Below are 18,839 nucleotides of genomic sequence, written 5' to 3'. Positions count from 1 at the left end.
GTACTCCGGGACCGGCCTCAGAGGCAGATCCAGCAGTAGAGGTCCTCACCGGCCTCCCGCGCGCGACGGGCCAGCCCGGACAGCTCCTCGACCAGCGGTCGCAGGTCTTCGCCGTCCGCGTCCGGCAACTCCTCGGCCGTCGCCGCCCACCGGGCGCTGACGTCCGCGAGCCCGGCCCGCGGGAGGTCCGCCAGGGTGTCCCGCACCGGGCCACCGAGCCGCGTCACCCACGGCCCGGTGGCCCACGGGTCGTCCTCGTCGGCGGGCCCCTCCCGGCCGGGCGGCGGCGTGGTCGGCCACACCGGCGTCCCGCCGACCAGGTCCGCCTCCCACTCCACCCGCCGCACGACGGCTATCAGCTGCCCCAGGACGACGTCCGGGTCCACCCCCTTCGCCTCGACCCCGTCGAACACCGGCCGCGCCCCGCCGACCAGCGGCCCGCCCTCGGCGTCCTCCAGAGCGGCGAGCACGGCGCCGTCGTCGGCCGCGCGGAAGTAGTCGGTCAGCACGCCCATGGCCGGCGGCTCCTGTCTGCTCGGTGGTGGTCCCGCTGTGCGGACAGTGGATCAGACACCACTGACATCGGACGGCCCGCAGCACGTGGCGTCGGTCGGCGGCAAGGGGAGCGCGGCCGACGAACGGGGTGGGCATCGGCGGACGTCAGGCGTCGGTCGGCAGGGGGCGGGCCGGGGAGCGGTGCGGGGCAGTGCGGGGGTGGGCGGGGAGCGGGAGGGCGAGGGAGGCGTCGGAGCCGGCGGGCAGGGCGAGGGCGGCGGCGGCCTCCGGCGGCAGCTCGCGCAGACCGAGCAGCCCGGCCGAGAGCCGGGCGGTGGCGCGGTGCCAGTCGCCGATCCGCCGCATCAGGGTGTGGCCGGTGCCCGCGACGGTGTAGCCGCAGACCCGTGCTCCGGCGGCCCGGCCGCGGGCGGCGAAGGCGCGGGTGTCGGCGGGGGAGGTGACCCGGTCGAGGTCGCCGTGCAGCATCAGCACGTCGCGGCCGGCCAGCTGCTCGCACGGGTCCTCGGCCGGGCACCAGGGGGCGAGCGCGACCACACCGGTGACCGTGGGGTGGCCGGCCGCGCGCAGGGCGGCCCGGCCGCCCATCGAGTGGCCGACCAGCACGGTCGGGACCGGGCCCAGCTCCTCGGCGAGGTCGTCCAGCGCGGCGACGGCGTCCCGGGCGGCGTCGGCCCGCTCGCCGTTCCAGCCCCGGTGGCGGTAGCGGACGGTGCCGACCGCCACCTCCGCGCCCGCCGTCTCGCGGCGCAGCGCGCGCACGAAGCCGGCCATCCGCAGACCGGCCAGGTTGAGCGGCCCCGGCCGGGCGAGGTTGTGCTCCTGGCCGCCGTGCAGGACCAGCACCGCGGCGCCCGGCCGCTGCGGCCGTCCCTGCCAGGCCAGTGCCCGGTGGCCGCCGCCGCCCGTACGGTTGTCGCTCACGTCGTCCCCGCTCCCCGCCCCGCCGTCCGTGTGCCGTCTGGACCGCCACTGTACGTCCGGGGCGCGCCCGACGGGGCCCCCGGCCGGCCGGACCGGGTTCACCCGTGAAGGCCAGTGCGGGTCGCCGGGGCGTGCGGGCCACCCGGAGCGCTGCTATCCACGAAGAGTGGGGGGTCGCCGCGCCGCTCCCGGCGCGGTGCCGCCGAGTGGAGGACTCCCGTGGCTCAGCAGCTGGCACTGTCCGTCGACTTCGGCTCCGGCTTCACCGAGGCCTGGTCGAAGGTCGCCAAGTTCATTCCCCAGTTCATCGCCTTCCTGGCGATCCTCGTCATCGGCTGGTTCGTGGCCAAGGCGATCGCCCGGCTGCTCGACCGGGTGCTGCGCCGGGTCGGCTCCGAGCGGGTGTCGGAGCGCTCCGGGATCGCCGGGTACCTGGAGGGTTCGAAGTACGACCTGACCGGGATCGTCAGCAAGATCGTCTACTACGCGATCCTGCTGATGGCCCTCCAGCTGGCCTTCGGCGTCTTCGGGCCGAACCCGATCAGCGTGATGATCCACGGCATCGTCGCCTGGCTGCCGAGGGGCATCGTCGCGGTCGTCATCGTGGTCGTCGCGATGGCCATCGCCAACGCGGTGCGCGACATCGTGCGCAACGCGCTGTCCGGCGCGGCCTACGGGCGGACGGTGGCCACCATCGCCTGGGCGTTCATCGTCCTGCTGGGCGTGGTCGCGGCGCTCGGGCAGGCCGGGATCGCCACCGCGATCACCGGTCCGGTGCTGATCGCGGTGCTGGCCTCGATCGCGGGCGTGCTGATCGTCGGTGTCGGCGGCGGTCTGATCATCCCGATGCGGCAGCGTTGGGAGCGCTGGCTCTCCAGCGCGGAGCAGGAGACCGCCAAGCTGCGCGGCAGCGCCTACCAGGCGGGCCGCTCGGACGCGCTGGCCAACCAGCCGGCCCGGCCGACCACCCCGAGCACGCCGCCCGCTCCGGGCATCGACCCCGGCCGGCCGGGTGAGCAGCCGCGCTGATCGGTCCGGGTCGATCGGCCCGGCCGGCCGGCACGGTGCCGCCGGGCGGACGCCGCTCAGGCCGTGAGCAGGCCGTCCTGGCGGACCAGCCAGCAGATCGCGGTCAGCCGGTGCACGGCGTAGTCGTACCCGACCGGTTCGCGCCAGCCGATCTCGGCGAGGGCGTCGAGGAAGCCCAGCGCGTAGTCGGACAACTCCTCACGGTCCAGGGGCCGGGGCAGCAGCTCCGGCCCCTGCGCGTACAGCAGTTCGCGCAGCTCGGCGGCGTGCTGGTCGACCGCCGCGGTGAAGCCGGGCTCGAAGGCGAACTCGGCGAGCCGGGGCGTGAACGCGGAGACGATCCGGGGCAGCGGACAGCCGGCCGGCCGGTTGCGCGGGTCGGGGGAGTCGTCGGGGGAACCCGGGGGCGACTCGTCGGGCGTGGCGAACATCCGTCCACGGTAGGCGAGCGCGGGAGCGGCTCCGGCCGCCGGGAGCGGTCGCGGGCTGAGACCTTGGCCACGCGGCAGGTGGGGCCGGCCCTTCCCACCGGCCCTCCGTCACCGGCCGTCCGGCACCGGCCGTCCGGCACCGGCCCTCCGGCACCGGCCCTCCGTCACCGGATCGACGGAACCGCCGTGGGCGCCCGTGATCGGTACCAGAATGGCCGCCATGGACCTCCGCATCTTCACCGAGCCCCAGCAGGGCGCGAGCTACGACACCCTCCTCCGGGTGGCCCGCACCACCGAGGAGCTCGGCGCCTTCAGCGCCTTCTTCCGCTCCGACCACTACCTCAGGATGGGCGACGTCAGCGGGCTGCCCGGCCCGACCGACGCCTGGATCACCCTGGCCGGCCTCGCCCGCGAGACCAGCACCATCCGCCTCGGCACCCTGATGACCGCCGCCACCTTCCGGCTGCCCGGCGTGCTCGCCATCCAGGTCGCCCAGGTCGACGCGATGAGCGGCGGCCGGGTCGAGTTCGGCCTCGGCGCGGGCTGGTACGCGCAGGAGCACACCGCCTACGGCATCCCCTTCCCCAAGGAGAAGTTCGGGCGGCTGGAGGAGCAGCTGGAGATCATCACCGGGCTCTGGGGCACCGGCCCGGGCGAGACCTTCGACTTCGAGGGGGAGTACTACCGGCTGAGCGAGTCGCCGGCCCTGCCCAAGCCGGCCCAGGCGAAGATCCCGGTCCTGGTCGGCGGCACGGGACCGACCCGCACCCCGGCGCTGGCCGCCCGCTTCGCCGACGAGTTCAACCTGCCGTTCGTCGCCGTCGAGGACACCGCCGCCCAGTTCGGCCGGGTCCGCGAGGCCGTCGAGAAGGCCGGCCGCAAGGCCGACGAGCTGGTCTACTCCAACGCCCTGGTGGTCTGCGTCGGCCGGGACGACGCCGAGGTGGCCCGCCGGGCCGCCGCCATCGGCCGCGAGGTCGACGAGCTGAAGGCCAACGGCCTGGCCGGGACCCCCGACGAGGTGGTGGAGAAGATCGGCCGGTACGCCGCCGCCGGCTCCCAGCGGATGTACCTGCAGGTCCTGGACCTGGACGACCTCGACCACCTGGAGCTGATCGCCTCCCGGGTCGCCCCGCAGCTCGGCTGATCCGCCGCGCCCCCCACCGCCCTGTAACGGTCCCGGAGCACTTCTGTGACCTACCTGGGGCGGTGGAGGGCTCGGCCCGGACCCGGTCTGACCATTAGTCTTTACTCTCTCTTGAAGGGGAAGGCCCTTCGAGGCAGGGGGGTTTCGATGGCGGACGCACAGGTCTCCAGGACGGTCCTCGACGGCGCGGTCCGCGGTGCGACGCCGCGCGGCACGACGCCCCGCGACCGGGTGGTCCCGGCGCCGCGGTCCGGCTGCCCGGACGTCGCGGCGGAGCCGGACCGGGGTGCCGGTGCGCTGCGCCCGCGCGGCCTGCAGGACCTGAGGCAGACCCGGCCCGGGCACGGCCGGCCGGTCGCGCTGCACTACCCGGCCGGCGACCTGCTGGTGGTCTCCGGGCTGCCGGGCAGCGGCAAGAGCACCCTGATGCGCCGCTGCGTGCGCGCCCCGCTGGTGGACTCGCAGTCGGTCCGCGAGGAGTACGCGGCCCGGCTGCCGTCCTGGCTGCCGTACGCGGTGTACCGCCCGCTGGTGCGGATCGCGCACTACCGGCGGCTGCGGCGCGCGGTGCTGGCCGGCGGCCCGCTCGCCGTGCACGACTGCGGCGCGGTGCCGTACGTGCGGCAGTGGCTGGTCCGGGAGGCCGGGCGGCAGGGGCGCCGGGTGCACCTGGTCCTGCTGGACGCCACCGCCGAGGAGGCCCGCGACGGCCAGCGCGTCCGGGGGCAGTCGGTCTCCGCCTACGCCTTCGCCCGGCACCGGGAGGCCGCCCGGCGGCTGCGCCGGAGGCTGGCGGGGACGGGCCGCCCGCCCGCCGGCTGTGCGTCGGCCGTGGTACTCGACCGGGCCGGTGCGCGTGCCCTGCGGGAGATCGTCTTCGTCGCGTCGTAGTCTCGGCGAGGCGGTCCGGACGCCCGGTTCATCCCGTTCGTCCGTGTCCGCCGGCCGCCGCACCGCTGCGCGGGGCAGACGGGGTGTCACGTTTCGGACAGGTCGGGGCCGGTACTGTGCGCAGGCGCGCGACGGGAAATGCTCATGTGCGGCAAGGTCGGGCCGCTCAAACTTCCGGATTCTGTCCGATTTGTCGTCAGAAGCTCCAGGCCTGAACCTGTCTGACGCGTACACGCAACCCTGCGTAGCCTGTGGCACACGGTGGCCCCCCTCGACCGCCGTCCCCCCACAACCTCCTCAGGAGCGCAGATGCGTCGTTCCGCCCGTGTCCCCTCGCGTGCCACCAGTCGATTCCTCGGCGCGGCGGCCGTCGTCGCCGCCCTCGGCCTCACCCAGTTCGTGGTGCCCACCGCGCTCACCGCCGCCGGCGCGCCCGCCCAGGGGCCGTCCGCCACCGCCTGCACCGGTGACACCTCCCAGGATGCCGCGGCCCGCAAGCCCGCCGGCAGCCCCGGCGGTCACGAGCCCAACGCCGTCACCGACGCCCAGGCCAACGCGATGGACACGGACCTGAAGGCCCGGCTCGGCCAGCTGGCGCAGACCCCGCAGAGCGGCGCGCTGGTCGCCCCCGGCACGCTGGCCGCCACCACGACCATCCCGGTGTACGTGCACGTCGTGCACTCCGGCAGCACCGGCAAGCTGTCGGCCGCGACCATCGCCCAGCAGATCGACGTCCTCAACGCCGCGTACGGCGGCCAGGGCGCCGGCAACACCGCGAGCCAGTTCCGCTTCCAGCTGGCGGCCACCGACTACACCGACAACGCCACCTGGTACAACGGCGTGGCTCCGGGCTCCACCACCGAGAAGGCGATGAAGACCGCGCTGCGCAAGGGCGGCGCCGGTGCCCTCAACCTCTACAGCGCCAAGCTCGGCCAGTCGCTGCTCGGCTGGGCGACCTTCCCCAGCTCCTACAAGTCCAACCCGACCGACGACGGCGTGGTGATCCTGGACTCCTCGTTCCCCGGCGGCTCGGCCGCCAACTACAACGAGGGCGACACCGCCACCCACGAGGTCGGCCACTGGCTCGGGCTCTACCACACCTTCCAGGGCGGCTGCAGCGGCCAGGGCGACTACGTCGCCGACACCCCCGCCGAGGCGAGCGCCGCCTACCAGTGCCCGGCCGGCCGGGACACCTGCACGTCCCCCGGCCTCGACCCGATCCACAACTTCATGGACTACACCTACGACTCCTGCATGACCCAGTTCACCCCCGGCCAGGTCGCCCGGATGTCCAACTCCTGGGCCGCCTACCGGGCCTGACGGTCCCCGCGCGGGGAGCCGAGACCCTGGCGGATGCGCGGCGAGCACGCCGCGCACCCGCCAGTACCAGTTTCGGAGGTGTGCGAACCGATCGGCGCGGCAATTAGCTGACAAATGCCCCAGTTGATCTATGTTTGGAGGGCAAGGCAGCACGTCGAGCACAACAGCACGTCGAGCAAGGAGCAGCGGCATGGCCAACAGCGCGAACCCCAGGATCGTCGTCGGTGTCGACGGCTCGCCCGCCTCGGAACGGGCACTGCGCTGGGCGGTCGACTACGCCCGGCTGACCGGTGGCACCGTCCACGCCATCGCCGCCTGGGAGTACCCGGCGTTCTACGGCTGGGCCGGCGCGAGCGTGCCCGCCCCCGAGTTCAACCCCGAGGAGCTGGCCGGCAAGACCCTCTCCGACACCGTCACCAGGGTCGTCGGCAAGCAGCCCGAGGTGCGGATCACCGAGTCGGTGAAGCCCGGCAACGCCGCCCAGGCGCTGCTGGAGGCCTCGCGCGGTGCCGCGCTGGCCGTGGTCGGCAGCCGCGGTCTCGGCGGATTCACCGGCGCCCTGCTCGGCTCGGTCAGCCGCCACCTCACCGAGCACGCCCCCTGCCCGGTGGTCGTGGTCCGCCACGGCGTGGGCGGCGAGGAGGGCGACGGCGCCGCCGCTGTCGAGTAACCGGCCGATCGGCTGCGGCGGGCCGTCGCGCGGAGGGAGGATGGAGGCATGCCGGAAGGTGACTCCGTCTTCCGCGCGGCGGCCCGCCTGCACGCCGCGCTCGCCGGCCAGGTGCTGACCACCGGCGAGCTGCGGGTGCCCGCCCACGCCACCGCCGACCTCGCCGGGCGCCGGGTGCTGGAGGTCGCCCCGCGCGGCAAGCACCTGCTCACCCGCCTCGAAGGCGGCCTCACCCTGCACAGCCACCTGCGGATGGACGGCCGCTGGGTGCTCTTCCGCCCCGGCGAGCGCTGGACCGGCGGGCCGTCGCACCAGATCCGCGCCGTCCTCGGCACCGAGCGGGGAACCGCCGTCGGCTACCGGCTGCCCGTCGTCGAACTGCTGCGCACCGCCGACGAGCAGCGCGCCGTCGGCCACCTCGGACCGGACCTGCTCGGGCCCGACTGGGACCCGGCCGAGGCCGCCCGCCGGCTGCTCGCCCACCCCGGCAGGCCGGTCGCCGAGGCCCTGCTCGACCAGCGCAACCTGGCCGGCGTCGGCAATGTGTACGCCAACGAGCTCTGCTTCCTGGCCGGCGTCACCCCGTGGACGCCGGTCGGCGAACTGGCGAGTGCCGACCGGCTGGTGGCCCGCGCCCACCAGCTGCTGGACGCCAACCGGCTGCGCTCCGGCCACGTCACCACCGGCGACACCCGGCACGGCCACCAGCAGTGGGTCTACGGTCGGGCCGGGCGGCCCTGCGCGCGCTGCGGCGCCACGGTGCTGACGGCGCGTCACGGGACGGCGGAGCGGGAGCGGTCGGCGTACTGGTGTCCGTCCTGCCAGCGCGGCCCCGCCCCGGAGGCCCGGCCCGGACCGCCCGGACGGCGCGGGCGCTGAGGACCGTTCGGGCGGCCGGACCGGTGGCCGGGTGGGGCCGGTGATCAGGCGGGTTCCACCAGGGCCGGGTGGCGCGGGTCGTCGCAGCGGACGGTGAGGTCGGCCGCCTCCGCCGGTACGGTCTCGGCCTCGTAGCGGGCGAACGCGGGCAGTGTCCACCGCTCCTCCGGCGCGGTCCGCCGGGCCAGCGCCGCCGGGGAGAGCGCCAGGTGCACCGTCAGCTCCAGCGGCAGCCACCGGCCGAGCAGCAGCGCACCGTCCAGCAGCAGCACCCCGCCGGGCGCCAGCTCGGTGTAGTGCGCGCGGGTGGCGCGGTCCGTCACCGGGTCCCACAGCGAGGGCAGCACCCGGCCGCTGCCGCCCGGCTCCAGCGGGTCCAGCACCTCGCGCAGCAGCGCGCCGTCGTCCAGCCAGAGGTCGTGGAAGGCGTCCGCGTCGTGCCGGCCGTACTCCAGCCGCACCGAGGACGGGCGCAGGAAACCCGCCGCCGGAACCCGCAGGGTCGGGAAGCCGCGCAGCCGCAGCGGCTCGACCAGGGCGTCCGCGAGCGCCCCGGGCCCGGCGGCCGCGGCGCCGTCCACGGCCACCCGCAGCCGGCGCTCGCCGGCCCCGGGCAGCGCGGCGATCCGGTCGGCGAGCAGTTCGACGAGCCGGTCGGGCGAGATCGGGCGAATCGGCACGGCATCATCCTGGGTCGGGGGGACGGGTGGGGCGGCGCTCGTCGTCGAACACCCCGGACGTTCAGGGCACCGGCAGCGCGCCCAGACAGTAGAGCGTGCTGTCGTGGCCCGCGAAGAGCCGGGTGCCGTCGCTGGCCACCGACCAGACGTCGACGCCGGGGCCGGAGTCGGCGAAGGTCGTGAACGTCCGGCCGGTCTCCGTCTCGACGAACTGGACGCCCGCGTCGGCCGGGCCCGGTACCACCAGGGTCGTACTGGTCAGCAGCGGGCGGCAGCGCCGGTCGAGCCGGAACGGCAGCTGGAGCTGCCAGACCTGCTCGCCGCCGTCCGCCGCGTGCGCGGTGACCAGCCCGTCGTCCCGCAGCACGTACACCCGGAAGTCGTCGCTCATCGGCGGCAGGGCCCGCCACTGCTCGCCGGGCCGGGGCTGCACCGACCAGCGCGGGGTGCCGTCCGCCAGCCGCAGCGCGCGGACCCCGCCCGACCCGGCCGGCAGGTAGACGTGCCGCTGGTCGACGGCCGCCCAGGCGGTGCCGGTGTTCTCGGCGGACCAGAGCCGGCCGCCGGTGGTGCCGTCCAGCAGCGAGACGCCGGCGGACGGATCGGCGCCCCAGGCGAGCAGCCGTCCGATGCCGGCGTCGAGCACGGCGATCGAGGTCTCGTCGCGGTCGGCGGCCGGGCGGGACCAGAGCAGGCCCGTGCCGTTGGCGCTCATCGCGAACAGGTTGCGGCTCAGGACGCCCCTGGCGGTGACCGAGCCGTACACCTTGTCGCCGTCGCAGCCGTACACGGTGATCTGGTCGCCCAGCTCCGGTGGCAGCGGCAGGCTCCAGCCGGCGGTGGGGCCCACCAGCGTCCGGGCGTCGACGTGGCCCGGTGAGGCGGTGAACAGCCGGCCGGCGCCGAGGACCAGCGGGGAGTCGTCCGGAAAGCCCTTCGGGGGGCTCACCCCGACGGCGGCGGTCACGGCGCCGGTCTCCGGGTCGAGCAGGCGCACACCGCTGCGGGTGAGGTAGGCGGGCGCGAACAGCCGGCCGCTCTGCCGGCCGGGCGTCATCGGCTCGGGGCCCCGGTAGACCCACGCCGGCTCCGGGCCGACCACCCGGGTGGGCAGCGGCTGAGGCTTCGGCGGTGCGGGATCCGACCCGCCGATCGCCCGGGACACCCCCCAGACGGCGGCGCCCGCGGCGAGCACCCCGGCTCCGGTCAGCAGCCCGCGCCGGCTCAGCCGGGGCCCGTCCCCGTCCGCACCCCCGCTCACCACATCACCGGGCGCACCGGTGGCGCGGCCCTCGTCCTCCCCGTCCCACTGCCAGGACGCCTCGCCCGCCGAACGATCGGCCGGTGTGGACCCCATGCTTCGCCACTCGTCTCCCCCGGGGCAGCGGTCTGCGCTGCGCTGTCCAGGGAGAATACCCAAGCGACCTCGCGCCCCTGCTCCGGTGGAACGCCCCCGCCCGCCCGCACGGCCGCGGTCGGCCCGGGCCGAGCGGGCGGTCAGGAAGGCGCGCCGTGGTCGGCGAGGTCGGCCAGGACGTCGGCGTGGCAGGGGAGCGGGGCGCACCAGCAGCCGAGGCGGTGGCCGCGCAGCCCGGGGACGAGGGACAGCAGCTCCGGGCGGGCGAGGAGGTGGGCGCGGTACCTGACCAGCATCTCCTCGCGCGAGAGGTCCGGGCCGGGGCGGTACGGGCAGTGCAGCGGGGACTCGGCGAGCTGCCAGCCGCCGCGGTGCATCGCCCGGCCGACGTAGACCACGTCGTCGAACGCGGGGTCGTCGCGGTGGCCCTTCAGGTTGACCACGGTGGTCGGACCGGGGCGGGAGGCGCGGGACGTCATGGGGTCGATGGTGGCGCAGCCGGGGCCGGCGGGCACCCCGGGGCGGGCGGGGCTCGCCTTGACAGCCCCCGGGCCCCGGCGTAGCAAGAGAGGATGCGCGAGGGTGTGCCGGCGGACCCGCCCGGTCCGCGACCGAGCGGCGGCGGTGCCCGGGCGGTGGGACCCGGTCCGCACCGCCTGCGCCCGCGCGCCGAGCCGTCCCCGGACGAGCAGGCGGTCCGCGACCGGGACGCCCTGCTGACCTCCGCCGTGCGCACGGTGCTCGGCGGCACCGACGCCCACGGCGCGACCCTCCACCTGCGCTCGCGCGACCGCCGCTCGCTGGTGCTGTGCGCCGTCGCGGGCGTGCCGCTGTCGGTCCTCGCCCCGTTCCGGCGGATCGCCGCCGCCGGGCCGCTGCCGGTCGCGGTCGGCTACCGCACCGGCCGCACGGTGCTGCTCGCCGACACCGAGGACACCATGCGCCGCTTCCCGCAGCTCGCCCTCGGCCTGCCGTACGACTTCGCCTCCGCCTGGGTGCCGGTCCGGGCGGGCGGCGAGACGTACGGGGTGCTCGGCGTGCTGTGGCCGGCCTCGGGAGACGGCGTGCCCGAGGGCGCGCGCCGCCATCTGCGCGCGGTGGCCGACCGGCTGGCCGCCGGGCTGGCCGCGCTGGAGGCGGACGGCCACGTGGTGGAGCCGAACGGCGACACCACGGTCGTCGAACTCACCCCGCCGTCGGCGCCCACCACCCGGGTGGGCCTGTTCGACTGGGACGTGCTGGCCGGCGCGGTGACCGCCGACGACCAGTTCTGCGAGATCTTCGGCCTCGCCCCCGGCGACTTCGACGGCCGCGCCGACACCCTGTCCGCCCGGATCGCCCCCGGCGACCTGCCCGAGTTCCGGGCCGCGGTGCGCGGCGCCCTCGACGGGGACCGGGTGCTCGCGGCCCGGGTACGGGTGCTGGACCGCGACGGCCACCCCTATCCCGTCGAACTCTGGGCCCGCGCGCCGCACAACGGCCCGCACACCTGGGGCCGGCTGGTCGGTGCCGTCCTCGACACCCGCACCGGCACCGCCGCGGCGGCCGCGGTCGAGCGCCTGCGCGACGGCGTCTTCTCGCTCGACCCGGACGGCCGGATCACCTACGCCAACCACAGCGTCGAGCTGCTGCTCCAGGCCCGCCGCGAGGACCTGCTCGGCCACCACCCGTGGCAGGTGCTGTCCTGGCTCTCCGACCCGGTGTACGAGAACCGCTACCGGGCCGCGCTGCTCTCCCAGCAGCCCACCGCGTTCCTCGCGCTGCGCCCGCCGGACAACTGGCTGGCGTTCTCGCTCTACCCCGACGCGCACGGCGTCACCGGCCGGGTGGTCGCCGCCGAGCCGCCCCCGGGCAGCACCGTCCGGTCGGCCGAACCCGCCCCGCCCGGCACCTGGACCGGCCTCGGCGCCATGTACCACCTGCTCCAGCTGGCCAGCGCGCTGAGCGAGGCGGTCACCGCCCGCGAGGTGTTCCGGGCGGTGGCCGACGAGATCCTGCCGGCGCTCGGCGGCCAGGAGCTGGCCGTCTACGCCGTCCGGGAGAAGCGGCTGCACCTGGTCTCGCAGAGCGGCTACCCCGAGGGCTTCCTCGACCGCTTCGAGGGCATCCCGGTCGGCGCCAGAGTGCCCGGCGCGGAAACCCTCAGCACCGGCACCCCGATCTTCTTCGAGTCCGTCGACGAGCTGGCCGCCGCCTACCCCGGCCTCACCCTGGACGACATGGGGGCGTGGGCGTTCCTGCCGCTGATCGCCTCCGGCCACCCGGTCGGCAGCTTCATCCTCGGTTTCGACCGGCCCCGCGTCTTCACCCTGGAGGAACGCGGCCTGCTCACCGCGCTGGCCGGCTTCATCGCCCAGGCGCTGGAGCGCGCCCGGCTGTACGACGCCGAGTTCACCCTGGCCCGCGGCCTCCAGCAGGCGCTGCTGCCGCACCGGCTGCCACGCGTGGAGCGGGTCACGATCGCGGCCCGCTACCTGCCCGGCACCCAGGGCATGGAGATCGGCGGCGACTGGTACGACGCCGTGGTCACCGGCCGGGACCTCTGCCTGGTGATCGGGGACGTCGAGGGCCACAGCGTCGGCGCGGCCGCCACCATGGGCCAGCTGCGCAGCGCCGTCCGCGCCTTCACCACCGGCGGCCACCCGCCGGACGAGGTGCTGGCCCGCACCAACCAGCAGCTGCTGGACCTCGGCCCCGGGCTGCTCGCCAGCTGCTGCCTGGTCCGGCTCACTCCCGCGGCGGGCACCGCCCTGGTCGCCCGGGCCGGCCACGTGCCGCCGGTGCTGCGGCACCCGGACGGGCGCACGGAGGCGCTGGAGGTGCCGGGCGGACCGCTGCTCGGGGTGGACGGGGCCGCCGCGTACCCGGTCAGCCCGCTGACCCTGGAGCCCGGCTCGGTGCTCGCGCTGTACACGGACGGACTGGTGGAGGACCCGGCGGTGGCGATCGACGAGGGCGTGGAGCGGCTGTGCGCCGCCCTGGCGGGCCCGGACGCCGGGTGGCTGGCGGCGGAGGGGCCGGACGGGCTGGCGGAGCGGGTGCTGTACGAGCTCGGCTCGACGCACCGGGTGGACGACATCGCGCTGCTGCTCACCGCCTACCGCTGAGGCGGGCGTCGGTGGCGGCGGCCGGCCGCGGGAGGGTCGTCGGCGTGGGGAGAACGACTTTCGTCGGCCCCGGCCGCGACGAACGGTGGCGGTGCCGGGCACGGCCGCTTCGTTAGCCTCGACGGGTGAACGTCATCGCGAGAGCCTGGTCGAAGGCGGTACGGACGGCGCTGCCCGGGCCCTGGCGGGTCGGGACCGTGCTCCGTGAGGGGGTGGGCGCGCTCCTGCTCGGTGGGCTCGCCGCACTGATCGAGGTGGCCAGCCGCTCCGGTCTTGAGCTGACGATGGGGGTGGCGGTCGCCGTCCTCTTCCTGCTCCGCCGGGGCCTGCCCGCGACCGCGCTGTTGCTCGCGGCGGCGGCCAGCGGGTTCGGCGGCGGGTCCCTGCCGCTGATGGTCTGTGTCGGCTGGTCGGCCGGTGCCCGGGTGCGCCGGGTCGGGGTGCTGATCGGTTCCTTCACCGTCGGCTGGGTGGTGATGACGGCGCTGGGCGTGCTGAAGGACGCCGGGGAGCTGCCGGCCAAGGTCATCGTCGGCTTCTCGCTGGGCGGCTACCTGCTGTTCGCCGTGCTGCCCGCGCTCTGGGCCCGCTACCGGGCGCAGCGCCGGGAGCTGCTGGACGCACTGCGCGAGCGCAACGAGCAGCTGCTGCGCGAACGCGCGATGGTCGCGCACCAGGCGCGGCTGCGCGAGCGGCACCGGATCGCCCAGGACATGCACGACAGCCTGGGCCACCAGCTGGCCCTGATCTCGGTGCACACGGGGGCGCTGGAGGTCGACCGGACCCTCACCGACCGGCAGCGGGAGGCGGTCGGGGTGCTGCGGCTGGCGGCCGTCACGGCGATGCGCGAGCTGCGCGAGGTGGTGGGGGTGCTCCACGACGAGTCGACGGCGGCGCCGTCCGGGCCGGCTGCCGGGGCGGCGGTCGGCGGCTCGCCGGCGGCCGAGGCCGGGGCCGGGGGCGCCGGGACGGGCGGGGTGGAGGGGATCGAGGGGCTGGTCTCCTCCTCCCGGGCGGCCGGCACCGTGGTCGCCCTGGTGCGGGAGGGCGAGCGCCGTCCGCTGACCGCGGTTGCCGGTCATGCGGCGTACCGGGTCGTTCAGGAAGCGCTCACCAATGCGCACAAGCACGCCCCCGGCGCGCCGATCACGGTCGCACTCCGGTACGAGCCGGACGCGCTGGTGGTGGAGGTGGTGAACCCGGCGGCGCCCGAGCCGGTGGGCGCGCGCCCCGGCGGCGCGGTGCCGGCGGTCAGCGGGGGCCAGGGACTGACCGGTCTGCGCGAGCGGGCCAGGCTGGTGGGCGGCATGGTGCACGCCGGTCCGACGGCGGAGGCCGGGTTCCGGCTGGCGGCCGTGCTGCCCTACGAGGACGCGGAGAAACCGGCGGACACCGGGAGCGCGGTCGTGGACGCCGGCGCGGACGGCGCGTGGGGCGTAGCCGGGGTGGCGGGGGCGGAGGGGGCGCCCGCCTGGGCGCTCGACGGCGTGCCACCGGTCGGGGCGGCGCCGGGGAAGCGGCGGAGCCCGGCGCTCGGCTGCGCGGTGGGCGGCGCGGCGGTGCTGCTGGCCGTCCTCGGCCTGCTGGTCTGGGGCATCGTCGGGTTCATCCGCTCCGCCGCGGACTCCACGATGTCGCAGGCGGCGTACGAGGCGGTGCGGCTGGGGGCCCCGCAGGAGGAGGTCGAGCACCAACTGCCGCCCGGCAGCGACTTCTTCACCCAGAACCTGCGGGGCACCGGGCCCACCCCGCCGATCGGGTCGGTGTGCCGCTACTTCCTCGCCGAGGACTCCTCGGGCGGCTGGGACGAGCAGCCGGCCTACCGGTTCTGCTTCAAGGACGGGGTGCTGGTCGACAAGCAGCACTACCGGGTGAACGGCTGACCGACGCGGGTGTGAGGATGGTCCCCGGCGCCGCCGGCGGGTGCGGCGGCGCGCCGTCAGGACCAGTACTAAGGGGATGGCCAGCAGTGATCCGAGTCCTCGTCGCCGATGACGAGCCGCTCATCCGGGCCGGGATCAGGATGATCCTGTCCTCCGCCGACGACATCGACGTGGTGGCGGAGGCCGCCGACGGCCGGCAGGCACTGGAGCTGGCCCGGGCGCACCGGGTGGACGTCGTTCTGCTGGACATCCAGATGCCGGTGATGGACGGGCTGACGGCGCTCGCCGAGCTGCCGAGGGTCGCCCCCGGCGCGCGGGCGCTGATCCTCACCACCTTCGGGGAGCGCGAGAACGTGTTGCGCGCCGTGAGTGACGGCGGTGCGGGCTTCCTGCTGAAGGACACCGCGCCAGGTGAGCTGATCCAGGCCGTCCGGGCGGCGGCCACCGGGCAAGCCTTCCTGTCGCCGGCCGCGACCCGGCACATCGTGGACTCGCTGGCGGGCGGACAGGCCGGGCCGGCCGCGGCCCGCGGGGCGCGGGCCCGGCAGCGGCTGGAGGTGCTGACCGAGCGGGAGCTGGAGGTCCTGGCGCTGCTCGGCGAGGGGCTGTCCAACGCGGACGCCGGTGCCCGGATCCACATGAGCGAGGCGACGGTGAAGACGTACGTCAGCCGGATCCTGGCCAAGCTGGGGTGCGACAACCGGGTGCAGGCGGCGCTGCTGGCCCGGGACGCGGGGCTGGACGGCGTCGGCTGAGGCGGGGTGCCGGGGGGCACGTCGGCATCGGATCGGGGGCAACGGCGGGCTGACGGCCTGTTCGGTCCGTGCGCGGACGGGTCGTGTGCCATGCGCTGAGCGATTTTTTGCTCACTCGCCGTAATGGGAGTGGTGAACGCCACATCGACGGCGGGTGGAATCGGGAACTCCGATCGGCGTGATGACGGTGCGTCAGATGGTCGTGGCGATTTGTCGATGATGCGGGCGGCCGGGCGGCCGGCCGGGTGTGAGTGACGGCACGGAAGACGACCGTTTGGGCCGGGAAATCCGGTCAAAGCCGGTCGTTTCCCGGTCGGTTACATGATCGATACCGCCGGTAACAGTCAACTGACCTGCGGCATCCAAGAATTGCTTGATGCCGCCCGGTGGGCGCCCTTAGCTTCTTTGGCGGTGCAACGAGCACCACCCGGGTTCACCCCCGATGCACGGCCCGCCGGCCGACCACCGGCGCGAGGGCGGTGCCCGTCGACGCGACAGGCTCGAACAGGCCGTCGGCGAGCGGAGGGTGGCCGGGGCGGCACGGCACGTCGGACGCGTGCCCGGCCGCCCACCGAGTGAGGGAGCGACAGCCGGCCCCGGCAGGGGCCTGGTTCCGCACGCCTACCCGGGGCTTGTCGAGAGGAATTCCATGAATCCCCGTCACGAGACCGCCGCTTCCACCACCGTCGACAGCACCACCACCGGCACCAACGGCACCGCCAGGCGCAACCGGGTCCGGCTCGCTGTCGTGGCGGGCGCCGCCGTGGCGCTGCCGGTGGCCGGCCTCGTCACGGCCACCTCGGCCGCTGCCGCCCCCGCCACGTCCTGGGACGCCGTCGCCCGGTGCGAGAGCGGCGGCAACTGGGGCATCAGCACCGGCAACGGCTTCTACGGCGGACTCCAGTTCACCCCCTCCACCTGGCGGTCGTACGGCGGCACCGCGTACGCCCCGCAGGCCCACCAGGCGAGCCGGGAGCAGCAGATCTCGGTCGCCGAGAAGGTCCTCGCCAAGCAGGGCCCGGGCGCCTGGCCGGTCTGCTCGGCGAAGGCGGGCCTCAGCCGCGGCGGCGCGCCGGCCGCCATCGCCGACGCGCCCGACACCTCCGACGCGCCCGCCCCGGCGCAGCAGCCGGCCAAGCAGGCCCCGGCCAAGACCCCGGCCAAGTCCCCCGCCAAGGCGCCGGCCCAGGGCCAGAAGCCGACCTCCCGCAAGGCGCCGGGCACCCCGTCCCAGGCCCCGTCCCAGGGCGCAGCGAAGCCCGCGGCCCCCGCTGCCGCGCCCGCCGCGCCCGCCGCGCCCGAGAAGAACCCCGCGAGCGGCGGCTACACCGTCAGGAGCGGTGACACGCTGAGCGGCATCGCGGCCAAGTTCGGCCTCGACCCGGCCGGGCTGCACGCCCGCAACATCAAGGCGATCGGCGCCAACCCGAACCTGATCTTCCCCGGCCAGACCCTGTCCTTCTGACACCGTCCGCCGTCCCCCGTTCCACCGAGCGATCGGCACTCCCCGGCACCCCCTGCCCGGGGTCCCGTGCGGCCACCCCTTGCCCCAGGGGTGGCCGCACGGCTCGTCGTGGGCCGTTGCCGTGGGCCGTCCGGAGGTGCGCCGACCGGCGGTGGTTGAACGTTGAACGCGGCGTCCGAATACCGCCGGACTCGGGGGCGGCGCGGGCCGAGGATCGAGTCATGTCCGCGAACGACCTGAGGAGTTCTGACGATATGACGACGACCACGCTCGCGAAGCTCGACGGCAAGGTGGCCCTGGTGACCGGCGGCAGCCGCGGCATCGGGGAGGCCGTGGCGCTGCGGCTCGCCGAGGACGGCGCCGACGTGGCGGTGACCTACCTGGGCAGCGCCGAACGGGCCGAGGCGGTCGCGGCCAAGATCACCGCGATGGGCCGGCGCGGCTGGGCGGTCCGGGCCGACAGCGCGGACCCGCAGGAGGTGAGCGCCGCCGTCGAGGCGGTCGCCGAGCGGTTCGGACGGCTCGACATCCTGGTCAACAACGCCGGGGCGGGCTTTGTCGCCCCGATCGAGGAGACCGGTCCGGCCGACGTCGACCGGGTGCTGAAGGTCAACGTCCGCGCGCCGTACCTGTACGCCCGGGCCGCCGTGGCCCACCTGGCCGAGGGCGGCCGGATCGTGACCGTCGGCAGCTGCATGGCCAAGCGGGCCGCCTTCCCCGGTGGCAGCCTCTACGCGACCAGCAAGGCCGCCATGATCGGGCTCACCAAGGCGCTGGCCCGTGAGCTGGGCCCGCGCGGGATCACCGTCAACGTGGTCCACCCCGGCCCGATCGACACCGACATGAACCCGGCCGACGGGCCGTCGGCCGGGTTCCAGGCCGGCTTCACCGCGCTCGGCGGCTTCGGGCGCCCGGCCGACGTCGCCGCGACCGTCGCGCACCTGGCGGGCGCGGAGGGCCGCTACATCACCGGCGCGGAGATCGCGGTGGACGGCGGCTTCGCCGCCTGACCCGGCGGCCGGCGGCCGGTTCGGGGTGTTGCTCCGGGCCGGCCGCCGGTGCCCGCGTTTACGATCGGCCGGTCCGACCGCGGGTGCGGGCGCGCGTCCGCGGCGCGCGCCGGCGCCTGGGTCCCGAGTGAGGGGCCGGTGCGGCCCCGACGACGGAGAGGTGCGTCATGACCGGAGTGGAAGACCCGATCGAGCTGCTCGCCCGGGCCCTCGCGCAGACCGCCGGCCTGATCGACGGGGCCGGGGTCGAGCAGGCCGGCCACCCGACCGCCTGCCGCTCTTGGGACGTCGGGCAGCTGGTCGGCCACCTGCTGCACGACCTGCGGCAGTTCACCGTCCGGGCGGAGGGCGGCACACCCGACTGGTCGGAGCCCTTCGAGCGGGTCGAGGAGGACTGGCTGCACCGCTTCGAGGCCGGCGCCGAGCGGCTGGTGGCCGCCTGGCGCGAGGCCGGGGACCTCGACGGCGTCATCGAGGTCCCCGGCGTCGGCGAGCTGCCGGCCCGCTTCCCGGTGGACCAGCAGATCGCCGAGTTCGCCGTGCACGCCTGGGACCTGGCCCGCGCCACCGGCCAGTCCACGGCGGGGCTGGACCACGAGGTCGCCGAGGCCTCGCTCGCCTGGGGGCGCGGCGCGCTGCGGCCGGAGTACCGGGGGAGCGAGGAGGAGCGGCACGCCTTCGGCCCGGAGGTCGCGGTCGCCGAGGACGCGCCGGTGTACGACCGGCTCGCCGGTTTCTTCGGCCGCGACCCGGAGGCCGCCGCGTAGGGAGAGGG

General features: G+C 75.8%; 18 protein-coding genes. 12 read left to right on the top strand and 6 right to left on the bottom strand.

The window, feature by feature from the left end; translation table 11 throughout:
* Positions 1-17: 17 nt before the first annotated feature.
* A complete protein-coding gene (locus ACFU9E_RS11235) occupies positions 18-515 on the bottom strand; it encodes a hypothetical protein (RefSeq protein ID WP_380680710.1) in 498 nt (165 codons plus the stop codon).
* A 145-nt stretch (positions 516-660) separates the two neighbouring features.
* The gene (locus ACFU9E_RS11230; protein ID WP_380680713.1) at positions 661-1,440 is read right to left on the bottom strand and encodes an alpha/beta hydrolase; all 780 of its coding nucleotides are present in this window, start codon (positions 1,438-1,440) and stop codon (positions 661-663) included.
* A 219-nt stretch (positions 1,441-1,659) separates the two neighbouring features.
* Between ACFU9E_RS11230 and ACFU9E_RS11225 the strand changes: the two genes are divergently transcribed.
* Complete coding sequence (locus tag ACFU9E_RS11225) at positions 1,660-2,469, top strand: hypothetical protein (protein ID WP_380680716.1); 810 nt, start codon at positions 1,660-1,662, stop codon at positions 2,467-2,469.
* 56 nt (positions 2,470-2,525) lie between these two features.
* Here ACFU9E_RS11225 and ACFU9E_RS11220 read toward each other — a convergent pair whose 3' ends face one another.
* Entirely contained in the window at positions 2,526-2,900 is a 375-nt protein-coding gene (locus ACFU9E_RS11220; protein ID WP_380680719.1) for a DUF6401 family natural product biosynthesis protein, read from the bottom strand.
* 220 nt (positions 2,901-3,120) lie between these two features.
* Between ACFU9E_RS11220 and ACFU9E_RS11215 the strand changes: the two genes are divergently transcribed.
* From ACFU9E_RS11215 to ACFU9E_RS11195, 5 genes are all read left to right on the top strand, one after another.
* Positions 3,121-4,047 carry an LLM class F420-dependent oxidoreductase gene (locus ACFU9E_RS11215; protein ID WP_380680722.1) on the top strand — a complete coding sequence of 309 codons (927 nt, stop codon included), beginning with the start codon at positions 3,121-3,123 and terminating at the stop codon, positions 4,045-4,047.
* A 147-nt stretch (positions 4,048-4,194) separates the two neighbouring features.
* A complete protein-coding gene (locus ACFU9E_RS11210) occupies positions 4,195-4,938 on the top strand; it encodes an AAA family ATPase (protein ID WP_380680725.1) in 744 nt (247 codons plus the stop codon).
* A 309-nt stretch (positions 4,939-5,247) separates the two neighbouring features.
* Complete coding sequence (locus tag ACFU9E_RS11205; RefSeq protein WP_380680728.1) at positions 5,248-6,258, top strand: zinc metalloprotease; 1,011 nt, start codon at positions 5,248-5,250, stop codon at positions 6,256-6,258.
* A gap of 190 nt (positions 6,259-6,448) precedes the next feature.
* On the top strand, positions 6,449-6,928 hold the full coding sequence (locus ACFU9E_RS11200) for a universal stress protein (protein WP_380680731.1): 480 nt from the start codon (positions 6,449-6,451) through the stop codon (positions 6,926-6,928).
* 48 nt (positions 6,929-6,976) lie between these two features.
* A complete protein-coding gene (locus tag ACFU9E_RS11195) occupies positions 6,977-7,807 on the top strand; it encodes a DNA-formamidopyrimidine glycosylase family protein (RefSeq protein WP_380680734.1) in 831 nt (276 codons plus the stop codon).
* 44 nt (positions 7,808-7,851) lie between these two features.
* On the opposite strand, the gene ACFU9E_RS11190 is transcribed toward ACFU9E_RS11195, so the two are convergent.
* The 3 genes from ACFU9E_RS11190 to ACFU9E_RS11180 all read right to left on the bottom strand — a co-directional run bounded on the left by ACFU9E_RS11190 (position 7,852) and on the right by ACFU9E_RS11180 (position 10,323).
* Positions 7,852-8,487, bottom strand: a complete 636-nt coding sequence (locus ACFU9E_RS11190; protein ID WP_380680737.1) for a uridine kinase — start codon at positions 8,485-8,487, stop codon at positions 7,852-7,854.
* A gap of 61 nt (positions 8,488-8,548) precedes the next feature.
* Entirely contained in the window at positions 8,549-9,844 is a 1,296-nt protein-coding gene (locus ACFU9E_RS11185) for a PQQ-binding-like beta-propeller repeat protein (protein ID WP_380680740.1), read from the bottom strand.
* A gap of 140 nt (positions 9,845-9,984) precedes the next feature.
* Complete coding sequence (locus tag ACFU9E_RS11180) at positions 9,985-10,323, bottom strand: DUF4326 domain-containing protein (RefSeq protein ID WP_380680743.1); 339 nt, start codon at positions 10,321-10,323, stop codon at positions 9,985-9,987.
* Positions 10,324-10,416: 93 nt separating this feature from the next.
* On the opposite strand from ACFU9E_RS11180, the gene ACFU9E_RS11175 reads away from it, so the two are divergent.
* The 6 genes from ACFU9E_RS11175 (at position 10,417) to ACFU9E_RS11150 (ending at position 18,831) form a co-directional block, all read left to right on the top strand.
* Positions 10,417-12,951: a SpoIIE family protein phosphatase gene (locus ACFU9E_RS11175; RefSeq protein ID WP_380680746.1), complete on the top strand. Its 2,535-nt coding sequence runs from the start codon at positions 10,417-10,419 to the stop codon at positions 12,949-12,951.
* A gap of 125 nt (positions 12,952-13,076) precedes the next feature.
* Complete coding sequence (locus ACFU9E_RS11170) at positions 13,077-14,834, top strand: sensor histidine kinase (RefSeq protein ID WP_380680749.1); 1,758 nt, start codon at positions 13,077-13,079, stop codon at positions 14,832-14,834.
* 86 nt (positions 14,835-14,920) lie between these two features.
* The gene (locus tag ACFU9E_RS11165; protein ID WP_380680752.1) at positions 14,921-15,589 is read left to right on the top strand and encodes a response regulator; all 669 of its coding nucleotides are present in this window, start codon (positions 14,921-14,923) and stop codon (positions 15,587-15,589) included.
* A gap of 649 nt (positions 15,590-16,238) precedes the next feature.
* Positions 16,239-17,054, top strand: a complete 816-nt coding sequence (locus tag ACFU9E_RS11160) for a transglycosylase family protein (RefSeq protein WP_380680755.1) — start codon at positions 16,239-16,241, stop codon at positions 17,052-17,054.
* Positions 17,055-17,308: 254 nt separating this feature from the next.
* Entirely contained in the window at positions 17,309-18,064 is a 756-nt protein-coding gene (locus ACFU9E_RS11155) for an SDR family NAD(P)-dependent oxidoreductase (protein ID WP_380714919.1), read from the top strand.
* Between the two features lie 167 nt (positions 18,065-18,231).
* Positions 18,232-18,831 (top strand): TIGR03086 family metal-binding protein, encoded by a 600-nt coding sequence (locus ACFU9E_RS11150; RefSeq protein WP_380685131.1) that lies wholly within the window; start codon positions 18,232-18,234, stop codon positions 18,829-18,831.
* The last annotated feature ends 8 nt before the right edge of the window (positions 18,832-18,839 follow it).

It is taken from the genome of Kitasatospora sp. NPDC057595 (assembly GCF_042800875.1).
GTDB lineage: Bacteria > Actinomycetota > Actinomycetes > Streptomycetales > Streptomycetaceae > Kitasatospora.
Note: the sequence above shows the minus strand (reverse complement) of the source record. Positions and strands in the feature narration are given on the sequence as shown.